Annotated in this window: 15 protein-coding genes; 11 read left to right on the top strand and 4 right to left on the bottom strand. The window is 69.9% G+C overall.

Annotated elements, in window-relative coordinates:
- Position 1: 1 nt before the first annotated feature.
- Both B9Y95_RS14880 and B9Y95_RS14875 read right to left on the bottom strand, forming a co-directional pair.
- Entirely contained in the window at positions 2-1,561 is a 1,560-nt protein-coding gene (locus tag B9Y95_RS14880; RefSeq protein WP_085512977.1) for a helix-turn-helix domain-containing protein, read from the bottom strand.
- A gap of 36 nt (positions 1,562-1,597) precedes the next feature.
- Positions 1,598-2,245, bottom strand: coding sequence for a hypothetical protein (locus B9Y95_RS14875; RefSeq protein WP_143736505.1), 648 nt, complete (start codon positions 2,243-2,245; stop codon positions 1,598-1,600).
- A 140-nt stretch (positions 2,246-2,385) separates the two neighbouring features.
- Here B9Y95_RS14875 and B9Y95_RS14870 point away from each other — a divergent pair, with 140 nt between their 5' ends.
- The 9 genes from B9Y95_RS14870 (at position 2,386) to B9Y95_RS14830 (ending at position 11,965) form a co-directional block, all read left to right on the top strand.
- Positions 2,386-3,669: a sensor histidine kinase gene (locus B9Y95_RS14870; RefSeq protein WP_085512975.1), complete on the top strand. Its 1,284-nt coding sequence runs from the start codon at positions 2,386-2,388 to the stop codon at positions 3,667-3,669.
- Positions 3,666-4,355 (top strand): response regulator, encoded by a 690-nt coding sequence (locus B9Y95_RS14865; RefSeq protein WP_085512974.1) that lies wholly within the window; start codon positions 3,666-3,668, stop codon positions 4,353-4,355. The genes B9Y95_RS14870 and B9Y95_RS14865 overlap by 4 nt, the downstream gene beginning before the upstream one ends.
- A gap of 201 nt (positions 4,356-4,556) precedes the next feature.
- On the top strand, positions 4,557-5,600 hold the full coding sequence (gene argC, locus B9Y95_RS14860; protein ID WP_085512973.1) for an N-acetyl-gamma-glutamyl-phosphate reductase: 1,044 nt from the start codon (positions 4,557-4,559) through the stop codon (positions 5,598-5,600).
- Complete coding sequence (argJ, locus tag B9Y95_RS14855; protein ID WP_085512972.1) at positions 5,597-6,766, top strand: bifunctional glutamate N-acetyltransferase/amino-acid acetyltransferase ArgJ; 1,170 nt, start codon at positions 5,597-5,599, stop codon at positions 6,764-6,766. Before argC ends, argJ begins: the two co-directional genes overlap by 4 nt.
- Positions 6,767-6,768: 2 nt before the next feature.
- The gene (gene argB, locus B9Y95_RS14850) at positions 6,769-7,674 is read left to right on the top strand and encodes an acetylglutamate kinase (RefSeq protein ID WP_079707058.1); all 906 of its coding nucleotides are present in this window, start codon (positions 6,769-6,771) and stop codon (positions 7,672-7,674) included.
- Positions 7,671-8,855, top strand: coding sequence for an acetylornithine transaminase (locus B9Y95_RS14845; RefSeq protein ID WP_085512971.1), 1,185 nt, complete (start codon positions 7,671-7,673; stop codon positions 8,853-8,855). The genes argB and B9Y95_RS14845 overlap by 4 nt, the downstream gene beginning before the upstream one ends.
- Before the next feature lie 35 nt (positions 8,856-8,890).
- On the top strand, positions 8,891-9,832 hold the full coding sequence (argF, locus tag B9Y95_RS14840; protein WP_085512970.1) for an ornithine carbamoyltransferase: 942 nt from the start codon (positions 8,891-8,893) through the stop codon (positions 9,830-9,832).
- A 69-nt stretch (positions 9,833-9,901) separates the two neighbouring features.
- Complete coding sequence (gene argH / locus B9Y95_RS14835) at positions 9,902-11,332, top strand: argininosuccinate lyase (protein WP_085512969.1); 1,431 nt, start codon at positions 9,902-9,904, stop codon at positions 11,330-11,332.
- Between the two features lie 15 nt (positions 11,333-11,347).
- The gene (locus B9Y95_RS14830) at positions 11,348-11,965 is read left to right on the top strand and encodes a DNA-3-methyladenine glycosylase (protein ID WP_085512968.1); all 618 of its coding nucleotides are present in this window, start codon (positions 11,348-11,350) and stop codon (positions 11,963-11,965) included.
- Between the two features lie 9 nt (positions 11,966-11,974).
- On the opposite strand, the gene B9Y95_RS14825 is transcribed toward B9Y95_RS14830, so the two are convergent.
- Both B9Y95_RS14825 and B9Y95_RS14820 read right to left on the bottom strand, forming a co-directional pair.
- Entirely contained in the window at positions 11,975-12,574 is a 600-nt protein-coding gene (locus B9Y95_RS14825; RefSeq protein WP_085512967.1) for a hypothetical protein, read from the bottom strand.
- Positions 12,571-13,203, bottom strand: a complete 633-nt coding sequence (locus B9Y95_RS14820; RefSeq protein WP_085512965.1) for a hypothetical protein — start codon at positions 13,201-13,203, stop codon at positions 12,571-12,573. Before B9Y95_RS14820 ends, B9Y95_RS14825 begins: the two co-directional genes overlap by 4 nt.
- A 168-nt stretch (positions 13,204-13,371) precedes the next feature.
- On the opposite strand from B9Y95_RS14820, the gene tyrS reads away from it, so the two are divergent.
- Positions 13,372-14,682, top strand: coding sequence for a tyrosine--tRNA ligase (gene tyrS, locus B9Y95_RS14815; protein ID WP_234994128.1), 1,311 nt, complete (start codon positions 13,372-13,374; stop codon positions 14,680-14,682).
- Between the two features lie 43 nt (positions 14,683-14,725).
- The gene (locus B9Y95_RS14810; RefSeq protein ID WP_085512961.1) at positions 14,726-16,627 is read left to right on the top strand and encodes an outer membrane protein assembly factor BamB family protein; all 1,902 of its coding nucleotides are present in this window, start codon (positions 14,726-14,728) and stop codon (positions 16,625-16,627) included.
- Positions 16,628-17,036 lie beyond the last annotated feature (409 nt).

The following is a 17,036-nucleotide window of genomic DNA, read 5'->3' as shown; positions in this document are numbered from 1 at the left end:
CTCAGTCGCGGAAGGTCTCGATCGACGCACCCAGGGTGATGAGCCGCTCCTGCAGCTGCTCGTACCCCCGAGCGATGATGTCGACGTTCCGGAGCACGCTCGTGCCCTTCGCGGCGAGCATGGCGAGCAGGATGACGACGGCCGGTCGCAGCGCGGGAGGGCAGCTCACCTCGGCGCCGGACCAGTGCGTCGGCCCGGAGACGTCGATGCGGTGCGGGTCGCGCAGGCGGACGTTCGCACCGAGTCGCGTCAGGTCGGTGAGGTGGATCGCCCTGCCCTCGTACACCCAGTCGTGGATGAGCGTGTCGCCGTCGGCGCAGGCCGCGATGACCGCGAAGAACGGGAGGTTGTCGATGTTGAGCCCCGGGAACGGCATGGGGTGGATCTTGTCGATCGGGGCGTGCAGCTTCGAGGGGTGCACGGTGACGTCGACGAGGCGGGTTCGACCGTTCGCCGCCGCGTACTCGGGGGAGCGGGTGTAGCGCAGTCCCATCTCGCCGAGCGTCGCGAGCTCGATCTCCATGAACTCGATCGGCACCCGGGTGACGGTGATCTCCGAGTCGGTGACGATCCCGGCGGTGAGCAGACTCATCGCCTCCACCGGGTCCTCACTCGGCCAGTAGTCCACGTCCTCGTTGATGACGCTGCGGCCGGTGATCCGGAGCGTCGTGCTCCCGATGCCCTCGATGGTGATGCCGAGGAGCTCCAGGTAGAAGCAGAGGTCCTGCACCATGTAGTTCGGGCTGGCGTTGCGGATGGTCGTCACACCGTCGCGTACCGCGGCGGCCATGACGGCGTTCTCGGTCACGGTGTCGCCCCGCTCGGTGAGCACGACGGTCAGCTCCTCGGGCACGTCGGGGGCGACGGTGGCCTGGTACCAGCCGGCGGTCGCCTCGATGGACAGGCCGAACGGCCGGAGCGCGATGAGGTGCGGTTCGACGGTGCGGGTCCCGAGGTCGCAACCACCGGCGTAGGGGAGGGCGAAGGTGTCGTAGCGGCCGAGCAGCGGACCGAGGAACATGAGCACACTGCGGGTCCGGCGACCGGCGTCCTCGTCGATGCTCTCGAGTGAGAGGTCGTCCGGGACGTGGATCTCGACGTCCTGGCCGTCCGGCGACCAGACCACGGAGACGCCCAGGCTGCGCAGGACGTCGATGATGCGGTCGACCTCGACGATCCGGGCGATACCGTGCAGCGTGGTGCGGCCGCGGTTCATGAGCGCGGCGCACAGGAGCGCGACCGAGGCGTTCTTGCTCGAACGCACCGCGATGGTCCCGTGCAACTGTCGGCCGCCCTGCACGCGGAGGTGCGAGTTCTTCTTCTGTTCGCCGAAACTGACGATCTCACTCTCGAGCGCGGTGCTGATCCGGCTCAGGAGGTCGATGCTGATGTTCTGACTGCCCTGCTCGATCCGGTTGATCGCGCTCTGGCTCGTGCCGACGCGTTCCGCCAGCTGGGCCTGGGTGAGTTTGCGTCCCTGACGGGCGCCGCGGATGAGTGCTCCGACCTGCCGAAGCGGTGCCGCGGGGTCCGTTCGTTCAAACGTTGCCGTGTCTTCCATGTCGTCACTCTATCTCAGATATGAGATAGAGCGCCGTTAGGGACGCCCCTGAGATGTCGGAATGGAATCCGAAACCCGCTCCGTGGTGTCAGAAGCGGGCGCGGCGCTCCGGAAGAGGACGGCGTACACCGGGCCTGCGGCGAACCAGATGCCGGTGATCGCGACGAGCTTGATGATCATGCCCCAGATGACGTCCTCGTTCGCGAGGGCGAAGGACGCGGGGACGGTCCAGCCGACCATGGCCTGCATCGCAAGGAGCCCGGCGACCGCGATCGCGACGGCGAGGACCACCCGACGCCACTCCGACCAGGCGGCCCGGACGTACGCTGGCCCGGACTTCGGCTTCGGCCGCGGTGCTGGACCGCCCGCGAACCGGTGTGCGAACCAGACGTCCGCCTTCGTGATGAGCGCGTGGCCGAACGCCACCGTGAAGCCCAGGTAGATGGTCGCGAGGAGGTGCGTGACGTTGGGCTCCTCGCCGGACGCGAGGTCGGTCGCGGTCAGGACCAGGAGGACGAGGTCCACGACCGGTACACCGATCAACATGATCGCGCTGAGCCGGCGCCGCCGGAGGAGGTAGCGGACCGCGAGCCCGCCGAAGAGGAGGATCCAGAACGCGGCCTCCGCGCCGAGGATGGCCCAGATGAGTGGGCTCGTGCCGAAGAGTTCAGTGAAGCTGTCCATGTTCCGATGGTGTCGCGGGGTGATGCCGTGCCACATCGACCGTGCTGCTGATCCTCCGGCGACGGGGTCAGCGGAACTGCGTACGCGGGCTCGTCCCTCCGACGCTCGCGCCGCACGGCGCGAGCTGGTGTGATGGAGGTATGGCTGCTCTCGAAGGACCGCGCGCATGGGTGGATCGACACCGCGAGCCGGTCATCACCACGGTGTGCGCGGCCATGGGACTCCTGTTCGCCCTCCTCGGGATCCATGTCCCCTGGGGGACGACCGTGTCGGAACCGCCGCTCCTCATCACGCTCGCGTTCCTCACGGCCATCCTGGCGGTGCACCTGCTCCGCCGCCGACGCCCGTTGACCACGCTGGGCGTCGGCGTCCTGATCGCCCTCGCCGAGGCGCTCACCACCGGAGGCAGCGGCCTCGGGATGCTCATCGTCGTGTCCGACCTCGCCTATGCGGCGGCACTCTACTCGCGGTCCCGGGTCATGGACGTCGCCGCGTTCGCCTGCACCGCGCTCGCCGTCGTGTCGGTCGGTGTCTTCGCGGTGATCTGGTTCACCGACGACGTCGAGGCCGTCACCCGGCTCGGTCGCGGAGTGGTCCTCGGCTCGCTCATCATCGTCCCGGTCATCCTGGCGAGTTCGATCTGGTACGGCAGGATGGTCCGGTACCCCCGTCTCGAGGCCGAACGCCAGCGCGAGCGCGCGGACACGATCGCCCAGGCGGCGGCTGCGCTCCGGCAGGACGCCGTGACCCGTGAACGGCTCGAGCTCAGCCGGGAGCTGCACGACGTCATCGCCGGTCACCTCTCGGCGATCGCGATGCAGTCGGCGGCGGCCCTGGAACGACGCGACGGCACCGACCCGGTGGCGCTGCGGCGTAGCCTCGCACTCGTCCGGACCAGCAGTCTCGACGCGCTCGCCGACATGCGCACGATGATCGACGTGCTCCGCGGTGACCAGTCGGCCGACGACCTGGCCCAGGCACCAGATCGACTCACGGCCGAGTCGGTCCGCCGCGCGGTCGAGGTCGCCCGTGCCAATGGGCTGGAGGTGAAGGTACGGGCACCGGACGACGCGGCGCTCGCCGAGGTGCCCGCGCAGACCTCGATCGTCGGGCTCCGCACGCTCGTCGAAGGCCTGACGAACACCGCGAAGCACGCACCGGGAGCCTCCGTGCGGGTCGAGGTCTCGCTCCCGCCCGGTGCCCTGTCCGTCACGCTCAGCAACCCGCTGCCGACGGCGACCGCGTCTTCGGCGCTCGCCGGGTCCGGCGGGGTCGGCCTCGTCGGCCTGGCCGAGCGGGCACGTCTGGTCGGAGGCGACCTCGTCGCGGGGCCGGACGGTCCCGACTGGCGGACGGCGCTCACCGTGCCGACCCCGGTGTCGCCGGCCACCCCCGCGGTCGTCACCGCAGGAGGGGCGTCATGACCATCACGGTCCTCATCGCGGACGACCATGCGGCCGTCAGAGCGGGTCTCGGAGCGCTGCTCGAGGAGCCGGACGACATCCTGGTCATCGCCGAGGCGGCGGACGGGGAGGCCGTCGTCGCTCAAGCCGTGCGACACCGACCGGACGTCGTGTTGCTCGACGTCCAGATGCCGCGTGCCTCAGGGATCGACGCGATCCCGGCCATCCTCGCCGCGGCCACCCCACCGCCGAGCATCATCATGCTCACCACCTTCGCACTCGATCGGTACGTCGACGAGGCGCTGGCGGCCGGGGCGAACGCCTTCCTGGTGAAGACGGTCTCCGCTGCCGGCCTCGTCGATGCGATCCGACGGGTGCACGCGGGCGAGGCGGTGCTCGCCCCGGAGGTGACCCGCCGAGTCCTCGAACGTCTCGCCGCGGCCAGACCTCCGGTCGCGCCGGCGCCGGCTCCGGCGCACCCCGGTCTGGCCACGCTGACGCCGCGGGAGCGTGAGGTCCTCGAGCAGCTGCGCGAGGGGCTGAGCAACGCGGGGATCGCGACCGCGCTCGGGCTGTCCGAGGCGACGGCCCGCACGCACGTGTCCCGGATCCTCGTGAAGCTCGACGCACGGTCGCGGGTGCAGGCCGCGCTCATCGCGGAGCGGGCTGCTCCGGGCGCGGATTCGTCGGCATCCTCGTCGTCGTAGTACGCTCTCGACATGGCACGTTTCCAGGCACAGGGTTCTTCGCGGGCGATCACGCTCCGCGCCCTCCGCCGTCCCGTGTCCGCACGCGCTACCGCAGAGCGACGATAGGCGACCCCGGTGCTCGCACGGTCCAGGTGACCGTGCAGTCGTCCAGGAGTCGCCGCCTCCGCCCCTCGAGCGTCCACTCAATAAGGTAGAGCCATGTCCTTCTCTGTAGCGGTGGCCGGAGCATCCGGCTACGCAGGAGGCGAGCTGCTTCGGCTGCTCGCCGACCACCCCGACTTCGACGTCCGGACGGTGACCGCGCACGCGAACGCCGGTCAACCGCTCGTCGACCACCAGCCACACCTCCGATCGCTCCGGCATCTCGTCCTCGAAGCAACGACGCCGGAGGTGCTCGCGGGACACGACGTCGTCTTCCTCGCCCTGCCGCACGGCAAGTCGGGTGAGGTCACGGCCTCGCTTCCACCGGAGACCCTCGTCGTCGACTGCGGAGCCGACCACCGGCTCGTCGACGAAGCCGACTGGGACGCCTTCTACGGCGGCGACTACTTCGGCGCCTGGGCCTACGGCGTGCCGGAGCTCCAGACGTCCACCGGTCGGGGGCGCGACGCTCTCGTGGGCGCCAAGCGGATCGCCGCTCCCGGATGCAACGCGAGCACCGTCGCCCTGTCCCTCGCGCCCGGCATCGCCGCGGGGGTGATCGAGCCGCTCGACCTCGTCTCCGTGCTCGCCGTCGGGCCGTCCGGTGCGGGGAAGAGCCTGAAGGTCAACCTGCTCGCGAGCGAGGTGCTCGGCACGGCCAACCCGTACGCCGTCGGCGGTACCCACCGGCACATCCCCGAGATCACGCAGAGCCTCCGGGCGGCCGGTACCGATCGCGCGTCCATCTCGTTCACCCCGGTCATCGTCCCGATGTCGCGCGGCATCCTGGCCACCTCGACGGCACGCATCGTCCAGGGCGCCACGGCGGCAGCGGTCCGCGAGGCCTGGGAGACGGCCTACGCCGACGAACCGTTCGTCCAGGTGCTGCCTGAGGGGTCGTTCCCACGGACGGCCGACGTCCTCGGCGCCAACACCGCGCTGATCGGACTCGCCGTCGACGAGACGGTGGGACGGGTCGTCGTCGTGACCGCCGTCGACAACCTCGTGAAGGGGACCGCCGGCGCGGCGATCCAATCGGCGAACATCGCGCTCGGGCTCCCCGAGACGACCGGCTTGAGTGTGAATGGAGTGGCACCGTGAGTGTGACAGCAGCAGTAGGGTTCCTCGCGGCGGGCGTGGCCTGCGGCCTCAAGACCTCCGGGGGCCTCGACCTCGCGGTGGTCCACAACGTCGGTCCGCTGCAGCACGCGGCGACGGTGTTCACGAGCAACCGGTGCAAGGCCAACCCGATCCTCTGGAGCGAGCAGGTCATGCAGGACGGCATCGTCTCGGCGATCGTCCTGAACTCCGGCGGCGCGAACTGCTACACGGGGACGCGCGGTTTCCAGACGACGCACGCGACCGCGGAGGCCGTCGCCGAGCGGCTCGCGATCTCGGCCGGCGACGTCCTCGTCTGCTCCACGGGGCTCATCGGCGAACAGCTCGACCTCGACAAGCTGACCGCGGGCGTCTGGGACGCCACCCGCGCGGTCGCCGACGAGGACGGTGCGAGCGAAGCGGCTGGGCTCGCTGCGGCGACCGCGATCATGACGACCGACACGAAGCCGAAACAGGCCGTGCGGAGCGCGGACGGATGGACCGTCGGCGGCATGGCGAAGGGCGCGGGCATGCTCGCCCCCGGGCTCGCGACGATGCTCGTCGTCATCACGACCGACGCCGTGCTCGAGCCGGCACAGCTCGACCAGGCGCTCCGCAGCGCGACCCGTGTCACCTTCGACCGCCTCGACTCCGACGGCTGCATGTCCACCAACGACACGGTGTCGCTCCTCGCGTCCGGGTCGAGCGGCGTCACCCCGGAGCTGTCCGCCTTCACCGAGGCGCTGACAGAGGTCTGTCGCGACCTCACCCTGCAGCTGCAGGCCGATGCCGAGGGCGCGGCCCACGACGTCGCGATCGAGGTCGTCGGCGCGGTGTCCGAGGACGACGCGGTCGAGGTCGCCCGCGCGGTCTCCCGCAGCAACCTCTTCAAGGCGGCCATCTTCGGCAACGACCCGAACTGGGGCCGGGTGCTCGCGGCCGTCGGCACCACGGGCGCCGAGTTCGACCCGTACGGGATCGACGTGGCCATGAACGGCGTCCAGGTGTGCACCGCCGGCGAGCCGGATCAGTCGCGCGACCTCGTCGACCTCTCACCGCGCGCCGTGCACGTGCTCATCGACCTCCACGCCGGTGACACGGGCGCCACCATCTGGACGAACGACCTCACGCACGACTACGTGCACGAGAACAGCGCGTACGCGAGCTGATGATGACCCAGTATCGAGACAACTCTCCCGAGGAGGCGGCGATCAAGGCCGCCACCCTCATCGAGTCGCTTCCCTGGCTGAAGACCTTCCGCGACCAGACGATCGTCGTCAAGTTCGGCGGCAACGCGATGGTGAGCGACGAACTCGCGCAGGCGTTCGCGGAGGACATGGTCTACCTGCGCTACGCGGGGCTGAAGCCCGTCGTCGTGCACGGTGGTGGCCCGCAGATCTCCGCGATGCTCGAGCGGCTCGACATCCACAGCGAGTTCCGCGGCGGGTATCGGGTCACGACGCCCGAGGCCATGGAGGTCGTCCGCATGGTCCTCACCGGTCAGGTCAACCCCGAGCTCGTTGGGCGGATCAACGAACACGGCCCGCTCGCCGCAGGACTGTCCGGCGAGGACGCGGGCCTGTTCGGCGGGCGTCGTCGCTCGATCGTCGTCGACGGCGAGACCGTGGACATCGGGCTCGTCGGCGACGTCGTCAGCGTCGACCCGACCTCGGTGCAGGCCTACCTCGACGCCGGTAACATCCCGGTGGTCTCCTCGATCGCCCCCGACCTCGACCAGCCCGGCCAGACGCTCAACGTGAACGCCGATGCGGCCGCCGCGGCGCTCGCCGTCGCACTCGGTGCCGCCAAGCTCGTCATCCTGACCGATGTCGCCGGGCTGTACAGCGACTGGCCCAACCGCGACTCGCTCGTCTCGCAGATCACGACGAGTGAGCTCCGAGCCATGCTGCCCACGCTCGAATCGGGCATGATCCCGAAGATGACCGCCTGCCTCGACGCCGTCGACGGCGGGGTCGCCAAGGCTGCCATCATCGACGGCCGCGTACCCCACTCCATCCTGCTCGAGGTGTTCACCCAGAACGGCTCCGGCACCGAGGTCGTCCCGGAGGACTCATGAGCGACTGGAAGAGCCGCGTCGACCGCGACATGATGCGCACGTTCAACATGCCGATCGCCATGCTGACGCGCGGTGAGGGATGCCATGTCTGGGACGCCGAGGGCAACCGCTACCTCGACTTCCTCGCGGGCATCGCGGTGAACGCACTGGGACATGCGCATCCGGCGTTCGTCGGTGCGATCACGCGACAGGCGAGCACGCTGGCGCACGTCTCCAACTACTTCTCGAGTCCGCCGCAGCTCGAGCTCGCGGCCCGACTGAAGCGTCTCGCCGGAGCAGACGAGGGCGGTCGGGTGTACTTCGCGAACTCCGGTGCCGAGGCGAACGAGGCGGCGTTCAAGCTCGCCCGACTCAACCACGGCGACGGATCGCGGACCCGGGTCCTCACCCTGGAGAACTCCTTCCACGGGCGGACCTTCGGGGCGCTCGCCCTGACCGGCAAGCCCGCCCTGCAGGAGGGGTTCCACCCGCTCCCGGGTGGCGTCGAGCACATCCCGACCACGATCGAGGCACTCGAGGCGGCGATCGACGACCGGGTCGCCGCGCTGATCCTCGAACCGATCAAGGGCGAAGCCGGCGTCATCGACCTGCCGGAGGGCTACCTCGCCCGTGCCAGGGCACTCACCGAGGCGCACGGCGTGCTGCTCATCATCGACGAGATCCAGACCGGGGCCGGTCGGACGGGGGAGTGGTTCGCGTTCCAGCGGGACGGCATCGTCCCGGACGCGATCACCGTCGCCAAGGGGATCGGCGGTGGCATGCCGATCGGCGCCCTCGTCACCTTCGGCGCCGCCTCCGAGCTGTTCGGACCCGGCCAGCACGGCAGCACCTTCGGCGGCAACCCGCTCGCGACCGCGACGGCGAACGCGGTGCTCGAGGAGATCGAGCGCGCCGGTCTCGTGCAGAACGCCGCTGCGCGCGGTGAGCAGTTGCGGGCCGTCATCACCGCCATCGGTTCCCCGATCGTCGAGGAGGTCCGCGGACACGGGCTGCTCATCGGTATCGGTTTGAGTGCCCCGGTGGCCGCCGAGCTGTCGGCCGCGGCGTTCGACCGAGGGCTCATCATCAACGCCCCGAACGCGACGAGCATCCGGATCGCGCCGCCGCTCATCATCGGCGACGCCGAGATCGACGAGTTCACCTCCCTCTTCCGCGCGGCGCTCGACGCCGTCCAGGCCTGACCGGCCATCGACCCACACGAACAGGACCACCAGCCATGACCCGTCACTTCCTCCGCGACGACGACCTCAGCCCGGCCGAGCAGGCCGAGATCCTCGACCTCGCCACCGAGCTGAAGCGCGACCGCTGGTCGCGCAAGCCGCTCGAAGGCCCGCAGACCGTCGCGGTCATCTTCGACAAGTCCTCGACGCGGACACGCGTCTCCTTCGCCGTGGGGATCGCCGACCTCGGCGGATCACCGCTCATCATCTCGACGGCCAACAGCCAGCTCGGCGGCAAGGAGACGGCCGCCGACACCGCTCGCGTCCTCGAACGCCAGGTCGCGGCGATCGTCTGGCGGACCTACGCCCAGTCCGGTCTCGAGGAGATCTCGGCCGGGACGACGGTGCCCGTCGTCAACGCGCTGTCCGACGACTTCCACCCGTGCCAGCTGCTCGCCGACCTCCTCACGATCCGCGAGCACAAGGGCGAACTCGCCGGTCTGACGATGTCGTTCTTCGGCGACGGTGCGAGCAACATGGCCCACTCCTACCTGTTGGCCGGCGCGACGGCGGGGATGCACGTCCGCATCGCCGCCCCGGCAGAGTTCGCCCCGGCTGCGGACGTCGTCGCCGACGCGGAGCGCATCGCCCGGACGACGGGCGGCTCCGTGCTCGTGACCACCGACCCCGACACTGCGGCGGCGGATGCCGACGTGATGATCACCGACACCTGGGTGTCGATGGGCAAGGAGGACGAGAAGGCGCAACGCGTCGCCATCTTCGGCGGCTACCGCGTCGACCGCAGGCTCATGGGGCTCGCAGCGTCCGACGCCGTCTTCATGCACTGCCTGCCCGCCGATCGCGGCTTCGAGGTCGAGGCCGAGGTCATCGACGGGGCGCAGAGCATCATCTGGGACGAGGCGGAGAACCGCCTCCACGCACAGAAGGCCCTGCTCGTGTGGCTGCTCGAGCAGCAGCACGCCGGCTCCGCGGCCTGACCTTTCCCCGGCTGCGGCCGACCGACCAGTCCGGAGCACTCCGGACGCCAGCAGTACAGGAGGCCCATCGTGGCAGATCAGCAGAACCGAGCAGGCGAATCCGGGGCCCTCTGGGGTGGACGCTTCGCGAGCGGACCGTCGCCGGAACTCGCCCGTCTGAGCAAGTCCACACAGTTCGACTGGGTCCTCGCCGCATATGACATCGCGGGCTCCCGTGCCCATGCCAAGGCGCTCGCGTCGGCGGGGTACCTCGACGAGGACGAGCTCGGTGGGATGCTCGCCGCCCTCGACGTCCTGGACGCCGACGTGGCCGACGGGACGTTCGTCGCGGCGGAGAGCGATGAGGACGTCCACTCGGCGCTGGAACGCGGGCTCGTCGAACGGGCCGGCAAGGAACTCGGTGGGAAGCTACGCGCCGGACGAAGCCGGAACGACCAGATCGCGACGCTCGTGCGCCTCTACCTCATCGATCACGGACGGGTGATCGCCCGCGACGTCATCCACCTGATCGACGCGATCGTCTCCCAGGCCGAAGCACACCCGGACGCGGTGATGCCCGGCCGTACGCACCTGCAGCACGCCCAGCCGGTGCTGCTCGCCCACCAGCTGCTCGCGCACGCCTGGCCGCTCACCCGCGACCTGGAACGGCTCCGCGACTGGCTCGCCCGGGCGAGCGCCTCGCCGTACGGTTCCGGAGCGCTCGCCGGCAGCTCTCTCGGCCTCGACCCGGTGCTCGTCGCGCACGAGCTGGGGCTCGACCGGCCGACCGAGAACTCGATCGACGCGACCGCCAGCCGCGACGTCGTCGCCGAGTTCGCGTTCATCACCTCGCTCATCGGGATCAACCTGTCCCGGTTCGCCGAGGAGATCATCGTCTGGAACACCCGCGAGTTCGGGTTCGTGACCCTCGACGACGCCTACTCGACCGGCTCGAGCATCATGCCGCAGAAGAAGAACCCCGACATCGCCGAACTCGCCCGCGGGAAGTCCGGGCGACTCATCGGGAACCTGACCGGGTTGCTGGCGACGCTGAAGGCGCTGCCGCTCGCGTACAACCGCGACCTGCAGGAGGACAAGGAGCCGGTGTTCGACTCCGTGAACCAGCTCGAGGTGTTGCTGCCGGCGTTCACCGGGATGGTGGCGACGCTCCGCTTCGACACGGCGCGGCTGCGCGAGCTGGCACCGGAGGGCTTCTCCCTCGCGACGGACGTCGCCGAGTGGCTCGTCAAGCAGGGTGTCGCCTTCCGCGACGCTCATGAGATCAGCGGCGAGCTCGTGCGGTACTGCGAGGAGCGCGGGCTGGCACTCGACGAACCGGACGACGCCGCACTGGCGGGTGTCTCGGAACATCTCACGCCGGCCGTGCGGAGCGTCCTGACCGTCGACGGCTCGATCGGTAGCCGACTCGGCGCCGGTGGGACTGCGCCGGAGCGGGTCCAGGACCAGCTCGTGACGCTCGTCGGGCGGGTGGGCGCGCTGTCGCAGGCCCTCTCGCTCTAGACGGGGCGGGGTCCGATGACGACGGCAGGTCCGCTGCGGGCGCTGACCTCGGGATCGGCTCTCGAGGTCGCGCCCGCGCTGCTCGGAGCGGTGCTGTCCCACACGACGCCCGAGGGCACCGTGTCGGTCCGCCTCACGGAGGTCGAGGCCTATCTCGGGGTCGGCGAGGATCCCGGATCCCACGCGCACCGCGGTCCGACGCCGCGCACGAGTCCGATGTTCGGCCCGCCCGGACATCTGTACGCGTACTTCAGCTACGGTATGCACGTCTGCATCAACGTCGTGTGCTCACCGGTCGGCACGGCGTCGGCCGTGCTCCTGCGTGCCGGCGAGGTCGTCGCGGGGCTGGAGCTCGCGCGGCTGCGACGCGGTGACCGGGTGCCGGATCGCGACCTGGCCAGAGGACCGGCGCGGCTCACCGTGTCGCTCGGGATCGCGCTCGACCAGTCGGGTGACGACCTCGCCGAGCCGCCCTTCGACCTGCTCCTCCCCGAGCGCCCGCTCGCCTCGGCGGCCGGTCCGCGGACGGGCGTCAGCGGGGTCGGTGGGGGAGCCGCCTACCCGTGGCGGTTCGTGCTCCCGGGGGAGAGGACCGTCTCGCCCTACCGCCGCTCGCCCAGGGCCGTGGACTGACCCGCCGACTCAGCCTCGCTCGAGCAGCAGGATCGACGTCACCCCGGCAGCCCAGAGGAGGCTGGCGAGCGAGCCGATGATGAACCGCTCGCGAGCCTCGGCCGAGTCGAGTTCGGTGAAGCGTCCGACACCCTTGACCGCGACGATGACCGCGATCGCCTCCGGATAGCCGGAGAACAGCGCGGCGACGAGGGCGAGCCGTTCGAGGATCCCGATGGCGGTCCCGCCGCGCAGCACCTCGATGGGACGTCCGACGACCTGCGAGGCGTTCGGGTTCCGGTGCTCCACGAGGATGCCGCCGTGGATCCCGGGGGCGACGCTGCCCTTCGTCGCGAGGGCGAGGGCGAAGGAGGCGACCGGACCACCGCCGGCGACCGCGACGGCGAGGACGAAGGCGCCGAGGAGCACGAGTGCCGGACCGGTCGGCGGAACCGAGGGGACGAGTGCGACCAGGAGGGCCCCGATCACCATGAGGGCCGCCGCCACGACCATGAGACGATCCGCGAGACGCGCGCTCAGCACCCGGGCCAGCAGGAGGAAGACGAGCGCGCTTCCGAGGAGGCCGATGACGGTCGGCCAGGTGATGGGCGTGAGCGTGACGAGGTTCATCGCTCGTCCTTTCGGTCGTCGGGGTGGTGCACGGAGGCGTCCTGGTCGAGCTTCGCCAGCAGGCGGATGAGCGCGGTGGTCGCCGCGGCTTCGGCTCGGACGCCGGCGGCCGCGACCCGGCGACTGACCGAACTCTCGGTGATGCCGAGTCGTGCCGCGGCCTCGGACTGGGTCACGCCGGCCGCGAGCAGGTCGGCGACCTCCCATCCGCCGGCGGTCCTTCGATCGCGGAGGTGGAGGAGGAGCACGATGAGCGCTTCGACATCGGCGCCGCCCTGTTGGTCGGCCGCCTCGAGAGCGAACCGGAAGTGCGCCCGCTTGGCCCGCGTGACGGCCTCCCTCGCGGCGTAGAAGGCCTGACCGGTCGCGGCTCGGGTCGAATTGGGGAGCGGACGCCGGACGTCGCCTTGTCCGATGCCCACGCTCCAGCCGCGATCCCGGAGGAGGTCGAGGGCGATGGTGAGTGCGACCTCGGTGTCCTCGGTGGCGAGCTGGAACTCGTCGCCCGCCGTGCGTTCGGCCTGGAGCAGCAGGCTCTCCGGGAACCGGTCGTTGATCGACTCGATGACACCGGCGGCGCGATCAGGGCCGGTCCGGCTCGCGATCTGATCGACGGTCAGCACGTACACGGCTCTCCTCTCGGCGGTGGCTCGGCTCGATCACCCTACTCGTAACATGCAGGTATTTCCACAACTCTGACGAATGAGAGGAATTCCTGCATGTCACGATCGCCGCGATCGCGCCGAGGCCGATGCGCCCGATCCAGCAGCCGATGCCGCGCTGATAGCCTTGCAAGCGTGTCGAACCTCGCTCTTCCTGACCAGCGCAACGATCCGACCTTCGAGGACGTCTGGGACGAACTCGTCTGGCGCGGGCTCGTCCACGTGTCGACGGATCAGCAGGAGCTGAAGCGTCTGCTCGGTGGAACGCCGATCACCTACTACTGCGGGTTCGACCCGACGGCTGCGAGCCTCCACCTGGGCAACCTGGTCCAGCTGCTCGTAATGCGTCGGCTGCAGCTGGCCGGACATCGCCCGCTCGGGCTCGTCGGCGGTTCGACCGGCCTCATCGGCGACCCACGACCGACCGCCGAGCGCACGCTGAACACGCCGGACACCGTCGCCGAGTGGGTGCAGTCGCTCCGCGCGCAGATCGAACGCTTCCTCAGCTTCGAGGGCGACAACGCCGCGCGCATGGTCAACAACCTCGATTGGACCGCACCGCTCTCCGCGATCGACTTCCTGCGGGAGATCGGCAAGCACTACCGCGTCGGCACGATGCTGAAGAAGGACGCGGTCAGTGCCCGCCTCAACTCGGAAGCGGGGATCAGCTACACCGAGTTCAGTTACCAGATCCTCCAGGGGATGGACTACCTCGAGCTGTACCGCGAACACGGCTGCGTCCTGCAGACCGGCGGGAGCGACCAGTGGGGCAACCTCACGAGCGGCACCGACCTCATCCACCGGGTCGAGCGGGCCACCGTCCACGCGATCGGAACCCCGCTGATCACGAACTCGGACGGCACGAAGTTCGGGAAGAGCGAAGGCAACGCGGTCTGGCTCGACCCGAGCATGACGAGCCCGTACGCGTTCTACCAGTTCTGGGTCAACACCGACGATGCGGACGTCATCGCCCGGCTGAAGGTGTTCACGTTCCTCGATCGGGTGGAGATCGAGCGACTGGCGGCCGCGACCGAGTCGGAACCGTTCAAGCGGGAGGCGCAGAAGACCCTCGCCTACGCCGTCACCGCGCTCGTCCACGGGGTCGCCGCGACCGATGCGGCCATCGCCGCGTCGGCCGCGCTCTTCGGTCAGGGCGATCTGGACGCACTCGACGCGGACACGCTGCGGTCGGCCGTCACGGAGTTGCCGAACGCGCGGGTTGCGGCGGAGACCCTCGTCATCCAGGCGCTCGTCGACACGGAGCTGTGCTCGAGCCTCGGTGAGGCTCGACGCGCGGTCGCCCAGGGAGGCGTCTCGGTGAACAACCGCAAGATCGACGACGCCGACGCGACCCTGGACGACCGGTTCCTCACGGGCGGGGTGGCCGTGCTGCGCCGCGGCAAGCGCACCCTCGCCGGGCTGTTCCTCGACGGAGCGCCCGCCTGAACCGCCGACGACGGCATCGTCGTCGTCATCGAACCTGAAGGGGATGCTCCGAGTGCAGCTCTGCGAGGCGTGCGGGACCGAGATCGTCGACCGTCGCGACGGTGTGTGCCCGAGTTGTGGGGCCATGCTGCCGCTGCGCACGGGCGAGCTGTCGACGGTGGAGACGCCGGCCGAGGCCGCGGTGGCGGACGAGCCGGAGCCGGCGGACGAGTTCGAGTCGGAGTCGACGGACGACCGGCCCACGCCGGCCGACGACGGCGACCTCGTCGAGACCGATGCACCCCACGTCGAGACCGGTGCCCCAGCAGCGGAAGCCGCTCGACTGCCGTCGCCGGACGTCGGCACGACTGAGCCCACGCCACCCGGTACCGCGACGTCGATCCCGGCGAGCGCGGTGACGACACCGGTTCCAGATCCCGAGTCCACCAACCCGGCCCCGGCCCCTGCTTCGACTCCGCTCGCGGCAACCGCCGCTGCGGCCGAACCTGCCTCGGCAACCGCCGCGGGGGAGGCACCTGGGGACCCGACCGCGACCGCGCCCCGCGCCCTCTGGCACCCTGATTCGTTGCCCACCACGCTCAAGCGGACCCCCTCGCGCCGACGATGGTTCCTCCTCGGCGGACTCGCTCTGGCCGTGGTCGCTGCGATCGTCGCGGTCGTGCTCATCGTGGTCGCGGCCGTTCCCCACCGCGTCGAGGGGCTCGCGCTCCTCCGCGACCTCCCGACGAAGCCGACCGTCGGAACGTGGGAACTCGCACATCCGCTGGACGACGAGGTGCCCGCGGGCGACGAGCTCTACCTGAACGGGTACACCGCGAGCCCCAACACCGCGCTGCTCGTGTGGTCGACCGACCGGCCACTGGATCAGACGACCGTCGACGACGCTCCGGGCGAGACGGTGGTCTCCCTGGTCAACACGGCGAACGGCCACACCCTCTGGGACCGTCGCGTCACCGAGCTCTCTCCGGAGTTCGACCGCTTCGACGCACCGGTGGTCGTCTCCCCACCGGATGCGGCCGCGATCGTGCTGAGTCAGGGTGACCTCATGGTCGCCGTGAGCCGTCGCGACGGGCACGTGGTGTCCACCTCGCAAGAGCACTCGAGTGTGGAGGGGATCGGCTTCGCCGACTTCGCTGCACCGGCGGCGTTCGTCCCGGGTCTCGAGGGTGACCTGCTCATCTCGTCGACCACGGCCGACGGCACCGGGACGGTCGGCCGCTATCGGTCGACGGACCTGACCGACCCGGTCTGGGAGGTCAGCGGTGACGCCGGCGAGCGGGCGACCACCGCGGGCGACAAGCTCTTCTACGACGGTGCGGTGTACTCGCTCGACGACGGATCGACCATCGACTGGCAGGGCGACCTCTCCTGGTACTACCAGCAGGTGGGCGGTGATCTCGTCGCGATCGACTACTCCGGCAACGACACCACGATCCGCGGGGTGGACGACCGCACCGGCGCCGAGCGCTGGAAGGCGACCGGGGCGCTGCCGGTGGTGCTCGACGCGAGTGGGCTGTTGGTCGTCGCCGACCAGTCGGGGGAGCGGGTCCGCCGACTCGACCCGCGATCCGGCGAGGTCGAGTGGCGCAGCGGACTGACGAGCACGTGGGACGGCGCCTACACCGTGGGCGACACGATCATGCTCGGTGACGGCGAAGGCGGATACACCGGGGTCGGCGCTCGAGACGGCGAGATCCGATACGAGGAGCAGGACGCCGAGGGCAGCCTCGTCGGATACAGCGACCGGACCCTCCTGCTCACGCTCGACGAAACGCTCGTCGGGATCGACGCGACCACGGGCGAGCGCAGCTGGTCGGTCGACTCCGCCGGAGACGAGTACTCGTTCACCGCATGGGGCGGAAGCCCACTCGCCGTCGCGACGGTCGTCGCGGCCGGTTCCGGCTCAGCGGCCGTCCTCGGCATCGGTGACGCTGATCAGGACTGAAGCGCGTGGATCCGGGCGACACGCCCGGGATGCAGCGAGGATTTGCCAGCCCCTGGCGGTCTGCGTAGAGTAATCACTCGTCACCCCAAAGGTGCGGGAAGCGGAAGAGCTTCCCGGCCTCAAGTGGGACTGATACCCAGCCAAAAGCCGAGCATCTCCACGTGAGTCAAACTCACACTTGAGATCGTCTCACTTCAAGACTAGGTTGGAACTTCCCAGCTCTCGGGTCATCGAAGCGGTGAGGATCAGACGGACTCCGGTCCACTCAGATCGGCTCCTGGTTCGACTTGACAAGAGCCGAAGAAGTGGTAAGTTAGAGAAGTTGCCCTGCAGGGCGGTCGTGATGGCCAAAGGCAGGAGCATCCGATCCTTGAGAACTCAACAGCGTGCACAATGTCAAATGCCAAAA

The organism is Plantibacter flavus (genome assembly GCF_900177615.1).
Classification (GTDB): domain Bacteria; phylum Actinomycetota; class Actinomycetes; order Actinomycetales; family Microbacteriaceae; genus Plantibacter; species Plantibacter flavus.
This window is presented reverse-complemented; position numbering and strand designations above follow the sequence as displayed.

Bases quoted from the DNA above. Each gene is read 5' to 3' on its own strand.
- B9Y95_RS14880 (WP_085512977.1), bottom strand. From the start codon at position 1,561: ATGGAAGACACGGCAACGTTTGAACGAACGGACCCCGCGGCACCGCTT.
- B9Y95_RS14875 (WP_143736505.1), bottom strand. From the start codon at position 2,245: ATGGACAGCTTCACTGAACTCTTCGGCACGAGCCCACTCATCTGGGCC.
- B9Y95_RS14870 (WP_085512975.1), top strand. From the start codon at position 2,386: ATGGCTGCTCTCGAAGGACCGCGCGCATGGGTGGATCGACACCGCGAG.
- B9Y95_RS14865 (WP_085512974.1), top strand. From the start codon at position 3,666: ATGACCATCACGGTCCTCATCGCGGACGACCATGCGGCCGTCAGAGCG.
- argC (WP_085512973.1), top strand. From the start codon at position 4,557: ATGTCCTTCTCTGTAGCGGTGGCCGGAGCATCCGGCTACGCAGGAGGC.
- argB (WP_079707058.1), top strand. From the start codon at position 6,769: ATGACCCAGTATCGAGACAACTCTCCCGAGGAGGCGGCGATCAAGGCC.
- B9Y95_RS14845 (WP_085512971.1), top strand. From the start codon at position 7,671: ATGAGCGACTGGAAGAGCCGCGTCGACCGCGACATGATGCGCACGTTC.
- argF (WP_085512970.1), top strand. From the start codon at position 8,891: ATGACCCGTCACTTCCTCCGCGACGACGACCTCAGCCCGGCCGAGCAG.
- B9Y95_RS14830 (WP_085512968.1), top strand. From the start codon at position 11,348: ATGACGACGGCAGGTCCGCTGCGGGCGCTGACCTCGGGATCGGCTCTC.
- B9Y95_RS14825 (WP_085512967.1), bottom strand. From the start codon at position 12,574: ATGAACCTCGTCACGCTCACGCCCATCACCTGGCCGACCGTCATCGGC.
- B9Y95_RS14810 (WP_085512961.1), top strand. From the start codon at position 14,726: ATGCTCCGAGTGCAGCTCTGCGAGGCGTGCGGGACCGAGATCGTCGAC.